The following is a 13,564-nucleotide window of genomic DNA, read 5'->3' on the forward strand; positions in this document are numbered from 1 at the left end:
TTCCAGCGGGGCCTCACCGCCCTGACGCAGTGGGTGGAGAAGGAAGGCGCGAACCGGCCTGTGCCGCGCGGGCACACCGAGGAGGTCACGGTCGACGGCCAGACCGATCCGGTAACCATCCGGCTCGGCGTGTGGCTCTCCAACACCCGCGCACGGCGCGACAAGCTCACCGCGGAGCAGCTCACCGCCCTCGCCGCGCTGGGCATGGATTGGGCGGGCGCGGTACCGGCCAGTGCTTCCGGGGCATAGCTGCGTCATGTTCGCCCGGCCGTCCAGTAGACGGCCGGGCGCCTGTGAAGTCAGGCCGGCTCGATGGGGACGTATGCCGTTAGCGGCCCTTTGCTCTGGTAGCCAGGTTCACCTCGCAGGACAGCTGCCTGGAGTTTTACGCGGACCGTTTTACGGTCGCGCTTTGCAATCGTGGCTGCGTCACTCGTCCGCAGCCCGGTCGCCCCGCTCGCGCGGATCGCTGTCATCACCGCAGGCCACCAGTCTTCGTCCGATGAATCGCCGCCCGCTTCCTGTCTCCATTTGCCTTCTCCCCATGAATCCCCCGATTCGTCCATATGGAGAAGGAACAGACCTCGGAGCGCTCCCAGGACAGGCGCCCAGTGCCGAGCGAATGCGATCTCTCGCACGTGTCCGTAAGTCTAACGGCGTCTTCATCATCGGCAGGCGGTGCGAACCGGGCGAAGCCACGACCACCGCGGACCGAAGCTCGCCGCGCTGACTGCGGCGATTCCGGCTACGGTCGATGACGCGACGGTCTCGCGCATGCCGCGCGAGCACTCTTGTGTCGGACGTCGTGCGCTCAGAGACAAGACGCCGCGATATGACTCCCTACTGTCGAGGGTCTCACCGCCCACCGCTCACCCGAGGACTCACCGTGACCCGGCCCACCATCGTTCTCGTCCATGGAGCGTTCGCCGACGCCTCCTCCTACGCCCCCGTCACCTTCCGGTTGCTGAAGAGGGGCTTCAAGCTGCGGGCCGTCGAGGCAACCAAGTGAGTTCCACCAGGTGAACTCCACACGGCTCGGGCGGCAGGCCGGCCGAGAGCCGTCCGAAGGCGAGAACTTCTCGCACAGGCGCGGCAGCCGGCCGACGCACCCCGGCGTTCACCGGGACACGGGCCGACTGACGCTATGCACAACCGAACATCCGAACAAGCAGAGGAACCAGTAATGAGCACAGTCACCACGCCGGACGGCACCGTCATCTTCTACAAGGACTGGGGCCCGCGGGACGCCCAGCCGATCGTCTTCCACCACGGCTGGCCGCTCAGCTCGGACGACTGGGACGCCCAGTTGCTGTTCTTCCTCTCCAAGGGCTACCGCGTCATCGCCCACGACCGCCGCGGGCACGGGCGCTCCAGCCAGCCCTCGACCGGCCATGAGATGGACACCTACGTCGCCGACGTCAACGTGCTGACCGACCACCTGGACCTGCAGGGAGCGGTGCACATCGGGCACTCCACCGGCGGCGGCGAGGTCGCGCGCTACGTGGCGCAGGCCAAGCCCGGCCGGGTCTCCAAGGCGGTACTCGTCTCTGCCGTCCCCCCGGTCATGGTGAAGAAGGACAGTAACCCCGAAGGCACTCCGATCGAGGTCTTCGACGGATTCCGTGCCGCGCTCGCCGCCAACCGGGCCCAGTTCTTCATCGATGTCCCGGCCGGCCCCTTCTACGGCTTCAACCGGCCCGGGGCCGAGGTGTCCCAGGGACTCATCGACCGGTGGTGGTGGCAGGGCATGATGGGCGCGACGAACGCCCACTACGAATGCATCAAGGCGTTCTCGGAGACCGACTTCACCGAGGACCTCAAGAAGATCGACGTCCCCGTCCTCGTGATGCACGGGACGGACGACCAGGTCGTGCCGTACGCCGACTCGGCCCCCAAGTCCGTTGAGCTGCTCAAGGACGGCACGCTCAAGAGCTACGAGGGTTACCCCCACGGCATGCTGTCGACGCACCCTGAGGTGCTCAACGCCGACATCCTGGCCTTCGTGGAGGGTTAAGGCGCACCACCCGCCTCAGCCGGGCGGCAGCGGGAACCTGATAGCGACACACCGTCCCCCGGTAACGCCCATGCGGGCCGTTTCCGGGGGACGCGCGGGGTCTGTCAAACGAACGGTGTAACCGGGGTAGTTGGTGCTACTGGCCCGCGTCCAGGCGATCGACCGCCTTCCAGCCGTGACCGTACTGGGCCGTCCGTGACTTCTTTCTCGAGGCGGACTGGGCCTGCGCCCCAGGCGCACACGCAGTCATCAGTGCCTCGCCGGAGTCGGCGATCACGCGCAGCGCGTGCTCGCTCCACACCCGCCCGGAGCGATGCACGTCGCGCCGTGCGACCGTCTGCCCCGTCGAGAAGGTCTTCACCGCAGCTTCCCTCGTGAGCACGGATCGGAGCGTCCGGCCGCGCGGGCACCACCTCAGCGCTTCGAGGACGGACCGGGCAAGCCGCCGTTCGGGGCGGCCTCCCCCTCTCGCGCTCACAACAACCCCGTTGTCAGGCTCCTGCCTCACCACTCTGCGTACGCTGCTTGGCCCGTTCGACCTGGCGCAGCAGCAGGTCGGCGAACTGGGTGATCTCCGCAGCCTCGATCGGGTCGTCGAACTTCACGGCGCAATGGCTGGAGGGGTTCTTGTACGCGCCCATGGCTCCGGCGAAGAGAGCCGAGGCGGCTTCCTGCTCGCCGCCTTCGGCTTCGGCGTCAGCCAGTGGCCCGCCGGCTTTGCATTCTTGTGTGGCTGGAACGCTGCACGCATGAGGGGCACGCCAACCAGGGAGTTGTCGAGGCCGGATGCTTCGCGCACGGCGACCTCGACTGCTTTCATGGCCGCGAAGCTGGCGATCTCGTACTCGCCCGGATGGAAGTTGGTGCGCACCGGCCCCTCCAGGGCTGGGTGCAACGGGCCTGAAAGGCGTTCGCCGGCCTCGAACCGAACCAGGCCGGAAGGCTCCTTCGCCAGCTCCAGGCCCTCCTGCGAGACCCGTCGGAAGGCTTCGTTCTAAGTTCGGTCCCGGGCGAGCAGCGCCCGGGACTCAAGCCATGACCAGGCATCGGCCGGATTGTCGAGAAGTCGGCCGACGTCCGGCTCTCCTTCGTACGCGCGGGCCGCGGTCGAGCGCACGATGCTGTTCAGCTGAAGAGCACGCCCGTTCCCACTCGCCAGGTGCTTGAGCAAGAGCAGGGCGACGTCCCGTATCGGAAGCTCCCGTACCTGCTGGGCAGGGACGGGAGCGTGGTAGGTGAAGGTCACGCCGCCACAGTAGGAGTACGCACCGGCAGAGGACACCGATTTGGTGACGTCAGGGCCGCCGGCGGAACCAGCCACGGCCACGCCCCGGCTGAAGGTCGTCTTCCGGCTCCGGCGGCGCGGCGGCCTGGAGCCGGGCGGCTTCGGCGGCGGCTTCCTCGCGGGCGACGTCGTCGGCATGGCATGGTCCGCACACGGACTTGTCCCCGGCCCGTACGGCAGTCCGGTGCACGGTGATCTCCTCCCAGCGCTGGTCGGTGAACTTCTTTCCGCACCGCTTGCACACGGGCCGCTGCGCCTCCCGCTCGGCGGCCCGGCGCCGCTTGTCGTCCGCGTCGGCGCGGGCCTCCTGGTCGCGGTAGCGGGCGTGGCCGTCGGGGTTGTCCAGCGCGGCCGTCAGCGTCTGACCGCAGTCTCGTCCCAGCCGCCGCTACACCGCCGCGCCGGCGCCGTGCTCCTGGAGCTGCTCCAGGGTGGTGACGACGACGGGCACCGCCTGGCGGTAGTCCCGCGCGGTGACCGCGTTGCGGTAGAGGGAGTCGTACCGGCGCGGCGTCCAGTAGCGGCGGCCGGCCTCCTCCAGCACGGCGACCGTGTTGGCGACCTTCGCGGTCGTGGTGTCCGCGAACACGAACGCCACCGGGACCAGGCCCTCCCGGCCGGTGGGCGGGGAGACCCGCCGCCACAGCCGCTTCTCGTGGTCGACGTGCTCGATCCCGTCCGGCCGGGAGCGGACCAGGTCCACGGTGCGCTTGTCTGCGTCCCTCGGCAGCAGCCGGCCCCACTCCCGGTACCGGCGCAGCTTGGCGACCAGGTCGTGGGCGTCCTCGGTGCGGCGGTCGATCTCCGGCAGCAGCACCGGCACCCCGGCCTCCGGCGCCCGCACCACCAGGCCGGCCCGCTGCACATAGCCGTTGCCAAGCCGGTGCGGAATCTCGGTGGCGAAGCCGAGCCGGTGGCCGATGCCCGCGCGGTGGAGTTCGGCGGCCGTCGAGGTGACCGCCGCGGCGTGGTCGTCATAGCCGGTGCCGAGCAGCTCCCCGGTGTCCGGGGCATACTCCTGCTTGCCCAGCGCCGAGACCCGTATGCCCTTCGGCTCCAGCAGCTGCTTCGCCTCGCCGTGTCCTCGCCGGGTCAGCACCCATACCTGCCGCTGGTCCTCCTGCACCGACTCGATCCGCACCAGGTGGTGGTCCTCCAGGTCCAGGAGGTTGTCCCTCGTGAGCTTGTCGTGCCGGTTGTCCGGGCGGGTCAGCTTCCAGAGCCGGTCGGGCGTAGCCCTCTGGAAGACCCCGAGTGCTTGCAGCAGCTCCCGGCGTCGAGGTCCAATCGAAGCCCTCCAATGCTTCGGACGCCTGGACGCCGGACACCACGTGGGCTGGGTCACCGGGGATGAGGTCTACGGCGGCAACCCGAAACTGCGCACGGCTCTGGCCGAACGCGGCATCGGTTACGTCCTCGCGGTGACCTGCTCGGCCGAAGTCCCCACCCAGGCAGGCAAGTTCCGGGCCGACCGCCTGGTCAAGCGGCTACCGAAGCGGGTCTGGCAGAAGCTGTCGGCCGGTCGCGGCGCGAAGGGGCACCGCTTCTACGACTGGGCGGTCATCGACCTGGCCGGCTCCTGCCCGGGCCACCACCAGCTGCTGATCCGCCGTAACCGCGCCACCGGTGCGAACTCTCCTACTACCGCTGCTTCCCACCCCAGCCGGTGCCGCTCACCGAGCTGGTGCGAGTCGCCGGATCCAGGTGGCGGGTGGAAGAGACCTTTCAGACCGAGAAGGGGCTCGCCGGACTCGATGAGCACCAGGTCCGCTACCCCTCCTGGAGCCGCAGGGTGACCCTCGCCATGCTCGCCCACGCCTTTCTCGCCGTTGTCCGTGCCGACGAACACGCCCGCCGTCCCGGACCGGCCGACCTGGTCCCAGCTGTCCTGCAACGAGATCCAGCGCCTGTTCATCACGCTCGTCATCCGATCGGCCCACGACGCAGCCCACCGGCTCGGCTGGTCCGACTGGCGACGCCGCCATCAAGCCCGGTCCCGCACCAGCCACTACCGGCGACAAGCCGCATCCCGGACATGAAGATCACGATCTACAGCTGGAGTACCAGGCACTCCGGGCACAGCTGACTGAGGGCAAGCCGGGTCTGGACAGCCACGTCCTCCCTTTGGCCGGATCGGAGGGCGACAGCCGTCCACCGCGGCAACGGCGTCGAGTGACCGCCACCCGGCTCACTCACCCCCGAGCCATTCCGTTAGGAGTTCTAAGGCCGACGTGACTGCGGTGACGGCGGCCGCCAGCCGAGGACCGGGGCGAGCGCGGCCAGCATGGCCGACGACGGGGTCAGGCGGAGCAGTCGGTCGCGTGCGAGACAGGCCGGGGTACGGCCGCACTGGGCCACGGCCCCGATCCGGCGGGAGCGCCGGGCGATCATCCGGGTACGGGCGCGGCGCTCGCGGTCGTAGCGGGCCAGGGCGGAGTCCGCGTCAGGGTGGGCGGCCAGCAGCGCGGCCAGGGTGACGGCGTCCTCCAGGGCCTGGTTGGCGCCCTGTCCGAGGTTGGGTGTCATGGCGTGGGCGGCGTCGCCGAGCAGCACGCACCGGCCGCGGACGAAGCTGTCCAGCGGGGGCAGTTCGTAGATGTCGTGGCGCATCACCGCCTCCTCGGTGGCGGCGGCCAGAAGCTCCGGCACCGGGTCGTGCCAGCCGCCGAAGCGCCGTCTCATCTCGGCCAGTTCGCCGTCGGGGCCGTGTTGCCCCTCGGGGGCGTTGGCGACGCCGAAGAGGTAGACGCGGCCGTCGGTAAGGGGGGCCACACCGACGCGTTCGCCGCGCCCCCAGGTCTCTCCGCCTACGTGCAGCGGCCGGCCGGGGTCGACGATCGTGCGCCACGCCGTGTACCCGGCGTAGCGGGGCGAAGGGGCCTGCGGCCAGAGCGCGCTCCGTACGGTGCTGCGAATGCCGTCGGCCCCAACGAGCAGATCGGCGCGCGAGACTCCCCCGCTGTGCCGGACCTCCACGTGTGAGCCGCGGTCCGTGACGGCGTCTACGCGTGTGCCGGCGCGCAGGGCCGCTTCGGGCAGGGCCGCGCGCAGGATGTCGAACAGGTCGGTGCGGTGGATCATCACCAGCGGGCCGTGGCGGCGCCCCAGTTCCTCGGTGTCCGTGCGCGACAGCCAGCGGCCGGAGACGTCCCGGATGCCGGCCCGGGTCTCCACGAGGGCACGCGCGCGGACCCGCTCGCCCAACCCCAGGGCCTCCAGCGCACGGACCCCGTTGGGCCACACCGAAAGCCCCGATCCGGCCTCACCGAATCCGGCGGCCCGTTCCAACACCTCGACCCGCCATCCGTGCCGGGCCAGCGCCACGGCCGCGGCCAGCCCGCCGATCCCCGCCCCGGCCACGATCGCGCGGCCCGGAACCCCACCTGGACGCGCCGCTCCTCCAGTCACCGCACCCCTCCTCTACATCTGTAGTAGTCGCCAGGAATGCTACATCTGTAGAGTGTCGGCGTGCAGGGAGGGAGGGACACGGTGGCCGAGCCCACGACAAGACGGCTGCGACTGGCCGACGCGGCGATCAGCACGCTGGCCCGGGCGGGGATGCGCGGTCTGACCCATCGCGCCGTGGAAGAGACGGCGGGGGTGCCCGCGGGGACGTGTTCGTACTATTTCCCCACCCGGCAGGCGCTGCTGCGGGCGGCGGTCGACCGGCTGGCCGAGATCGATCTCGCCGATGTGGCCGAGCGCCCGGCCATCACGGAACCGGCGGACCTCGCCTCCATCGCCGCGGCCGTCGCCGACCTCGTCGAACACCTGGTCACCGCCGGCCGCGAACGCATGCTGGCGCGCTACGAACTCTCCCTGGAGTCCACGCGGCGTCCCGAACTGCACACCGTCCTCGCCACCGCGGGCAAGGCCCACCGGGCCGTGGCCCGAGAACTGCTCACCGCCGCGGGCGCGTCCGACCCACCGTCCCAGGCACCGGTGTTCGTGGCCTTCCTGGACGGCCTCGTCTTCGACCGGCTGGCGGGCGCGAGTGCGCCCCCACCTACCTCCACCGAACTCCGCGCCCACCTTCTCGCCGTCCTGCACGGCTTCACGAATCCGCTTCAGGCGTGAGGCGCCGGGCCAGGGCGAGCCGGCCGGGGCCACGGGGTACTGCCGAGTGCGGACCTCTGCGGCCCGGTCGCGGCCCTTGCCGGGCTGGGCGTGACGCTCAACGCGGCGGCGGTGGTCGCGGTGCTGCCACGGGAGGCGACGAACTGTGCGCCGCCGTCGGCCAGACCGTGACGCGAGCCCACCACGGCGGCCTGGCGGCGGCGGCCTTGCCGGCGAGGACACCGGAGACGAACTGTGCGCCGCCGTCGGCCAGACCGTGACGCGAGCCCACCACGGCGGCCTGGCGGCGGCGGCCTTGCCGGCGAGGACACCGGAGCGGTCCAGCAGCAGGTCGGTGTGCTTCATGTGCTCGGCGAGGATCTCCTCCCGCTCGACCCCTCCGGCGGCCCGGGCGGCCGTCCGCCGCCTCCCGGTGGGCCGGACCTACAGCTGGTCGGTGTGGTGGGTGATGCGCTACCTGCGGGCCGATGCCATCACCCGGCAGTCCATCCGGCAGGCCGTGCGGGTACGGCGGACGTGGGACCTCGTGTGTGAACCGGCTGGTGTGTGACTGGGCGCCCTCGCCGGCCGTTCAGTTCGTCTTCTCCGACGGGGGGCGGACCCGGGAGGTGATCCGCCTCGGCGGCCCGGACGTTCCCGGCCCGCGGGCCGGCACCAAGGGTGCGGCGGGCTGTCACCCGACCCCTGCGGAGTGCCGCCCGCCAGGTTGCCGGTCCGCTGTACCGGCAACCGGGCCGGGCCGGGGCGGCGGCGAGCGGCCGGTGCGTGTGCCGAGTGCGGACCTCCCTCACGGCCTTGCCCGCCCGGCTGTCACCAAGAGGTTGCGCAGACAGGGGCGGTTGGGGACCCGGCAACAAAACGGGCACAGGTCTCGGTGATCACGGAGTTGCGACGCCCTGTGATCACTGGGGAGACCTGTGCCCGCGCTGCCGTCATGGCTCACCGAACCTCTCTGGGACCAATTCGCGGCCCTGCTGCCCGGGCGGGCGGAGTTCCACCCGGACCATTCACTCGGCTGCCACCGCCGGCGCATCAGTGACCGGATCGTCTTCGACAAGATGCTGCAACTGCTGCGCTTCGGTCCTATGAGGCGATAGCCGACACGACCTGCTCGGCCACCACGATCCGCAGCCGCCGCGACGAGTGGATACGACTGGGCGTCTTCGCCCGGCTCAAGCAGATCGCGCTGGACTCCTATGACCGGATCGTCGGCCTCGTCCTCGACCAGATCGCCGTGGACGGCTCCATCACCAAGGCACCCGGAGGCGGCGAGGTTGCCGGGCGCTCACCGGTCGACCGCGGCCAACAGGGCCTGAAACGCTCGGGCATGACGGACGGGTACGGCATTCCGCCCGGTCGTGTCCTGGCCGGCGCCAACCGCCACGACTCCGCACTGCCCGCCCCGACCCTGGACCGCTACCCGACGGCATCACCGTGCACCTGGACGCCGGCTACGACTCGGACAACACCCGCGCCCTGCTCAACGAACGCGGCCTGCACTGCCGCATCGCGCACAAGGGGGAGAAGGCACCCATCCAGGCCAGTCAGCGTGGGCACGTGGAACGTACCCACACCTGGCAGAACGCCTTCCACCGGCTCGCCCGCTGCTACGAGCGGCACGCCACCGTCGTCGACGCATTCTTCAAACTCGCCGACGCGATCATCACCGTGCGCAGTCTGATCCGGCGGACATGGACGACTCACCGATGGGACGAACACCTGAACCGCCGACCATGACTGCACGCTTATGGTCGCGCACCGAGAGCCATATCACCCAAGTATCTATAGCAGTGCTGCATTGTAGCGATGCTACAGAAGACAGCCGGTGACGCCCGCGAGCGACTGCTCGCCGCCGCCTTCGAGATCGCCACACGTGACGGTGTCGACGCGGTCTCCACGCGTGCGGTCTGCACCGCCGCAGGTGTGCAGGCCCCGTCGCTGTACCACCACTTCGGCGACCGGTCGGGACGGATCCGCGCGGTCGTCGATGCGGCGTTCAAGGAGTACTTCCACCGCAAGGACATCGCTGCCCCGGTGGATGACGCGGACCCGCGTGCCCGCCTCGCCGCAGGATGGGACGCGCACATCGCATTCGCGCTCGCCTACCCGGGTCTCTACCCGGCGATGTACCCGACATCGGGCCCGCTGCCGAGCCAGGTCGAACGAAGCGGCGCGCTGCTGCGCGCCGGTTTCGACGAGCTCGAGCAGGCAGGCGCCCTCCGGCCCGGGATCACCGCAGCACTGGCGACGAACGCGCTCCGCGCAGCCCTGCGCGGTGTTGCCCACGCCGTCGCCGCGAGCCCCGACAACGACGCGACGTCAGCCGTCGTCCGTGACGCGCTCGTCCACGCGCTCGTCGGGGACCGGGCACATAACTGACTCCTCGCCGATCCGGCCCCGGACCGGGCGAGAACCCGCACGATGGAGCAACACCCATGACCGATCTGCTCGCAGGCAAGACCATCCTCATCACCGGCGCCTCGTCCGGTATCGGCGAATCCGCCGCACGACTATCCGCCCGCGAAGGCGCGAACGTCGTCATCACAGCCCGCCGCAAAGCCGAACTCGACCGTGTCGCAGAGGACATCGCCGCCGGTGGAGGCAACGTCCTCGCCGTCCAGGCCGACACCACCGACGCCGGCGAACTGCAACGAGCCGTCGAGGCCGCGGTCGAGAGGTGGGGGCGCCTCGACGGTGCCCTGAACAACGCCGGCCGCACCCAGGGCGGCGGCCGCCTCGCCGAGGTCACCGACGAGACCTTCGACTCCGTCCTCGAGACCGACTCCAAGGGCGTGTGGCTGGCGATGCGCGCCGAACTGCAGGCGATGACCACGGAGGGCGCCGCTGGTGGCTCGATCGTGAACATCAGCAGCATCGCAGGCACCTTCGGCGCTGCCGGGCAGAGCGTGTACGGGGCAACGAAGGCCGCCGTCATCTCTCTGAGCCGAGCCGCCGCAGCCGAATACGGCCGCGACGGTGTCCGCGTCAACGCCATCGCGCCAGGCGCCACGATGACCGAGATGATGGTCTCCTGGCAGCAGCGCGACCCGAGCATCGTCGAGCACCTCAGCTCCCTGGCCGCCCTGGGTCGCCCTGGCCAACCGGACGAGATCGCCGAAGCCGCCGCCTGGCTCCTCAGCGACCGCGCGAGCTACGTCACCGGCATGACCCTCGGCGTCGACGGCGGCACCGCCCCCTGGCCGCACTGAGTCATCCTGAGCCGCACCGCCACTCCACTCGAACAGCGCGCCGCAGCCGGCGACAGCAACCGAACCGGGACCACCCGACGCCAGCGAGACCTGTACCTCTTCGCGAACAACAGCGCCTGCATTTCCAGCCCGTGGGCCAACGACACACCCGAGCGCGGCCCGAGCAGACCGGCGGACGCGGCATCACCGTCGTCTACCGCCAATCGGGAACTCCAGACCGTGCTGGTCCTCTGGCTCATCGCCGGTCCCTGACCCCCGCACCACCGAAGCGACCCCCGGCCGGGAAAGTGCCGGGGGTCGCTTCATACCCGGACGCTGCCCCACCGCTGTGCCAGCCGCCGGGCAAGCGTTCCCGCAGCGCCTGCAGCACGGTGCCGCGCAGCGCGCGGCGGTCACCGGATATCGCGTAGCGGCGGGCGGCCAGGCCGCGGTCGAGGGGTTCGCCGATCTCCTCGCACAGCAGCACCAGGACGTCGGCGGCCTCGATGTCGGAGAGGCAGGCCGGGGCCACCTCGAGCATCAGCTCACCCATCGCGTGGCCGCTGGCGGCAAGGTCGGCGACGACGGCGCGCATCGCGGCGACGATCGGGTCCGCCGCAGGACCGGCGGGCGGTGGCGGCCGGGCGGTGCGGACGTCGCGGACGGCCTGGCGGACCACGGCGCGCACCGACGCCTCATAGGGCCTGGAGGCCGCTGCGGGCGAGCGTGGCGAGTGCGGGCGAGCGTGGCGAGGCGGCGGGTGATCAGCTCCGCGACGTCCTGCGCACGGGCGGAGACGGCGATCAAGGCGCGCTGGGACAGGCCGTAGTCGAGCGCGGCCACGGCGGCCGGGCCGCTGTCTCGCATGCGAGACGTCCCGGCGAGGGCGGTGACCGCTTCGTGAATCGCGGTGAGGGAGCGGGCGATGTCGAGCAGCCGGTACGCCTGCGCGCGGCTGATGCCGAACTCCGCCTGGCAGTACGACTCCCACGAACCGTAGCCGAGCGGTACCCAGACGCGGGCGGCGTACGCGTCGCGGACCCGGGCTGCGAGCGCCGCCACGGAGCGCCGGACGCCGTCCATCGCTTCGCGCAGCCCGGCCGTCACCTCCCGGGCACGGTCCGCGGTCAGCGGTGCCCGCACCGGTTCGGCGGCGTCGCCCCGGTCCTGGTCGCGCTCGCCCATGACCCCATCGTCCTCCGCGCCGGCGGGCTCCACCAGGGCACACGGCGGATGAGCGGGGCCCGGGGCGCGGCTCCTCGGCGCGGCCGGTGCCCGGCGGCCGCGCCGAGCGCACACGGCCCGGGAGGGATCGGCCGAACCGGCAGGACGGGAGAATCCCGGCATGACCACTCCCCCTCGCCGGTCTCTGGGCACCGGCCCCGCGCACCCCGACGCGTCTTGCACGCAAACCACGGACCCACCGGCGCCGCGTGCTCCGCTCGCTGCCGAACGCCTCCCGGCCGACACGGCCGCCACCAATCCGGTGCGGCGCCCGGCCGCCGGGCGCCGCGCCCTCGGGGCCGGCCCCGCCGCCCCCGGACAGTGACCGCTCGGCCACAGGCCGGCTCCGAACGGCCCGGGGCCGGCCGGGTCCGCGCCTACCGGCCGCGGCGGGGGGAGCCGGCCCGGGTGGTGGAGAGGGTGGTCGATTAACCTCGTGCCTCGTGCCCAAGTCTGCGAGGGTGCTTTCGTGACCGACGATGAGGTTGTTGAGGCAGTTCGTTATCTTGCCCGGGCATGCTCTCTGCCGGCACCAGCGCCTCCGGCAGCGGTTACGGAGGCTGAACAGACCATCGGCTTTCCGCTCCCGCCGCTGCTACGGCGCCTCTACCTGGAGGTGGCGAATGGAGGCTTCGGCCCGGACGAGGGCATCCTGGGTGTACGTGACGGTGCTTCCCAGGGCGACTGGAACGATCTGGCAGAGATCCATCAAGAGGGACCGGATCCTTCAGGCCAGATCCCGGCCGGTCTGGCGCCGGTGCACGACTGGGGTTGCACCAACTGGTCCTTCGTCGACTTCCGAGATCCCACCGGACCAATGTGGTGCACCCACGAGGGCGACTGCTGGCCGCAAAGGATCAACTTGGCCCAATGGCTAGCCGAAACCATGACTGAAACCCTTACCGTCCGCAGGCTCCTCGCAAGCCAACCTGCCCATTGAAGGGGCATGAACACCGGACAGCACCACGCGTACGGCCAGAAGCCGGCCCGCATCAGCCACCACCAGCACGACGCCGCAGCAGCACGGTTCACCGTCCTCCAGGCCCTGGCCACCGCCGGCATCAGACACAAGCAGGCCGACGACATCATGTCGCGGGTGGAGGCCGGGGCAGTCGCCGGCGCCCACACCCGGATCCCCGAAAACAGCACCCCGCACCCGCCCGAGCAACACTTCGAGGACGGATGGCACGCCGGGCCCCCGCGACATCGCCAGCCACCTGCTGCGCACCGCCGACACCACCGCCACCGTCCAGCGCGGCCACGCCGCCTCCCACGCCATGCTGCCCGCCCACCTCCAGCAACCGCCCTCCCCCGCCCCGCACCAGGCACCGGCCGAGGAACCGGCCCCGACGCCGGCCCCGGCAGCCGCGGCGCTCGACGGGGAGGAAGTCCGGGCGGCGGCGCTGCGCTGCACAACGGCGCTGAGCGACCCGGGCAACCGGTTCCTGCCCGACGCGGCGAACGAGATCCTGGACGTCGCGCTCAACGCCGTACACCCGGAAGAACGGAACGGATACCCGCACCACCTTCAGGCCTTCACCGAGCAACACCGCAAGCGCTTCCAGAAGCTGCTGCGCGCGTACGGGCCGGACAGCACACCCGCCAGCCACGGCCGCTACGCCCTGGTCGGCCAGCCCGAAAGCCTGGTCCTGTGCGAACGCATGGAAACCGCCCCGTTCCTCCTGCGCGGCCGGTGGCAGGACGAGCTGGACGACATCCTCCCGGACGACCTCGAGTTCGCATGGGACCACGCATCCCCCTCAGCCGGTGAGCAGC

Annotated in this window: 15 protein-coding genes and 4 pseudogenes; 11 read left to right on the forward strand and 8 right to left on the reverse strand. The window is 71.1% G+C overall.

Annotated elements, in window-relative coordinates; genetic code table 11:
• The 3 genes from IF37_RS0136205 to IF37_RS0136215 all read left to right on the forward strand — a co-directional run.
• Positions 1-249, forward strand: a 249-nt coding sequence (locus tag IF37_RS0136205) for a helicase associated domain-containing protein (RefSeq protein ID WP_030753133.1), incomplete at its 5' end; no start/stop codon positions are given.
• Between the two features lie 637 nt (positions 250-886).
• On the forward strand, positions 887-1,009 hold the full coding sequence (locus IF37_RS46515; protein ID WP_301540373.1) for a hypothetical protein: 123 nt from the start codon (positions 887-889) through the stop codon (positions 1,007-1,009).
• Between the two features lie 174 nt (positions 1,010-1,183).
• Positions 1,184-2,014: an alpha/beta fold hydrolase gene (locus IF37_RS0136215; RefSeq protein WP_030753136.1), complete on the forward strand. Its 831-nt coding sequence runs from the start codon at positions 1,184-1,186 to the stop codon at positions 2,012-2,014.
• Positions 2,015-2,150: 136 nt separating this feature from the next.
• On the opposite strand, the gene IF37_RS45355 is transcribed toward IF37_RS0136215, so the two are convergent.
• From IF37_RS45355 to IF37_RS46235, 5 genes and pseudogenes are all read right to left on the reverse strand, one after another.
• Complete coding sequence (locus tag IF37_RS45355) at positions 2,151-2,375, reverse strand: hypothetical protein (protein ID WP_052845569.1); 225 nt, start codon at positions 2,373-2,375, stop codon at positions 2,151-2,153.
• Positions 2,376-2,505: 130 nt separating this feature from the next.
• Positions 2,506-2,885, reverse strand: a pseudogene (locus IF37_RS46225) (TIGR02391 family protein).
• A 123-nt stretch (positions 2,886-3,008) separates the two neighbouring features.
• Entirely contained in the window at positions 3,009-3,260 is a 252-nt protein-coding gene (locus IF37_RS45115) for a hypothetical protein (RefSeq protein WP_173457099.1), read from the reverse strand.
• A gap of 49 nt (positions 3,261-3,309) precedes the next feature.
• Positions 3,310-3,543 carry a hypothetical protein gene (locus IF37_RS46230; protein WP_253915948.1) on the reverse strand — a complete coding sequence of 78 codons (234 nt, stop codon included), beginning with the start codon at positions 3,541-3,543 and terminating at the stop codon, positions 3,310-3,312.
• A gap of 144 nt (positions 3,544-3,687) precedes the next feature.
• Complete coding sequence (locus tag IF37_RS46235; RefSeq protein WP_253915950.1) at positions 3,688-4,644, reverse strand: hypothetical protein; 957 nt, start codon at positions 4,642-4,644, stop codon at positions 3,688-3,690.
• Between IF37_RS46235 and IF37_RS45360 the strand changes: the two are divergent.
• Positions 4,613-5,338: pseudogene (locus IF37_RS45360) on the forward strand (transposase); the annotation flags it as partial. The gene IF37_RS46235 and the pseudogene IF37_RS45360 sit on opposite strands and share 32 nt — an antisense overlap.
• A 181-nt stretch (positions 5,339-5,519) precedes the next feature.
• On the opposite strand, the gene IF37_RS0136250 reads toward IF37_RS45360, so the two are convergent.
• Complete coding sequence (locus IF37_RS0136250) at positions 5,520-6,707, reverse strand: FAD-dependent monooxygenase (RefSeq protein WP_030753147.1); 1,188 nt, start codon at positions 6,705-6,707, stop codon at positions 5,520-5,522.
• Positions 6,708-6,788: 81 nt separating this feature from the next.
• Here IF37_RS0136250 and IF37_RS0136255 point away from each other — a divergent pair, with 81 nt between their 5' ends.
• From IF37_RS0136255 to IF37_RS0136280, 5 genes and pseudogenes are all read left to right on the forward strand, one after another.
• Positions 6,789-7,376: a TetR/AcrR family transcriptional regulator gene (locus tag IF37_RS0136255; RefSeq protein WP_030753149.1), complete on the forward strand. Its 588-nt coding sequence runs from the start codon at positions 6,789-6,791 to the stop codon at positions 7,374-7,376.
• A 256-nt stretch (positions 7,377-7,632) separates the two neighbouring features.
• Positions 7,633-7,926 carry a hypothetical protein gene (locus IF37_RS46735; protein ID WP_030753152.1) on the forward strand — a complete coding sequence of 98 codons (294 nt, stop codon included), beginning with the start codon at positions 7,633-7,635 and terminating at the stop codon, positions 7,924-7,926.
• Between the two features lie 367 nt (positions 7,927-8,293).
• A pseudogene (locus IF37_RS40165) lies at positions 8,294-9,113 on the forward strand (IS5 family transposase).
• A gap of 69 nt (positions 9,114-9,182) precedes the next feature.
• The gene (locus tag IF37_RS40170) at positions 9,183-9,755 is read left to right on the forward strand and encodes a TetR/AcrR family transcriptional regulator (RefSeq protein WP_052845570.1); all 573 of its coding nucleotides are present in this window, start codon (positions 9,183-9,185) and stop codon (positions 9,753-9,755) included.
• A 56-nt stretch (positions 9,756-9,811) separates the two neighbouring features.
• Entirely contained in the window at positions 9,812-10,585 is a 774-nt protein-coding gene (locus IF37_RS0136280) for an SDR family NAD(P)-dependent oxidoreductase (RefSeq protein ID WP_030753158.1), read from the forward strand.
• Between the two features lie 235 nt (positions 10,586-10,820).
• Here IF37_RS0136280 and IF37_RS0136285 read toward each other — a convergent pair whose 3' ends face one another.
• Entirely contained in the window at positions 10,821-11,159 is a 339-nt protein-coding gene (locus IF37_RS0136285) for a hypothetical protein (RefSeq protein ID WP_030753160.1), read from the reverse strand.
• The gene (locus IF37_RS45365) at positions 11,105-11,749 is read right to left on the reverse strand and encodes a hypothetical protein (RefSeq protein WP_216725871.1); all 645 of its coding nucleotides are present in this window, start codon (positions 11,747-11,749) and stop codon (positions 11,105-11,107) included. Before IF37_RS45365 ends, IF37_RS0136285 begins: the two co-directional genes overlap by 55 nt.
• Positions 11,750-12,257: 508 nt before the next feature.
• Here IF37_RS45365 and IF37_RS44720 point away from each other — a divergent pair.
• Positions 12,258-12,728, forward strand: coding sequence for an SMI1/KNR4 family protein (locus IF37_RS44720; protein WP_158727446.1), 471 nt, complete (start codon positions 12,258-12,260; stop codon positions 12,726-12,728).
• A gap of 337 nt (positions 12,729-13,065) precedes the next feature.
• Positions 13,066-13,564: pseudogene (locus IF37_RS0136305) on the forward strand (hypothetical protein); the annotation flags it as partial.

The organism is Streptomyces sp. NRRL S-31 (assembly GCF_000718775.1).
GTDB lineage: Bacteria > Actinomycetota > Actinomycetes > Streptomycetales > Streptomycetaceae > Streptomyces.

Excerpts from the sequence above, each read along its gene's own strand:
- IF37_RS0136215 (WP_030753136.1), top strand. The coding sequence starts at position 1,184 with ATGAGCACAGTCACCACGCCGGACGGCACCGTCATCTTCTACAAGGAC.
- IF37_RS40170 (WP_052845570.1), top strand. The coding sequence starts at position 9,183 with ATGCTACAGAAGACAGCCGGTGACGCCCGCGAGCGACTGCTCGCCGCC.
- IF37_RS0136280 (WP_030753158.1), top strand. The coding sequence starts at position 9,812 with ATGACCGATCTGCTCGCAGGCAAGACCATCCTCATCACCGGCGCCTCG.
- IF37_RS0136285 (WP_030753160.1), bottom strand. The coding sequence starts at position 11,159 with ATGCGCGCCGTCGTCGCCGACCTTGCCGCCAGCGGCCACGCGATGGGT.
- IF37_RS45365 (WP_216725871.1), bottom strand. The coding sequence starts at position 11,749 with ATGGGCGAGCGCGACCAGGACCGGGGCGACGCCGCCGAACCGGTGCGG.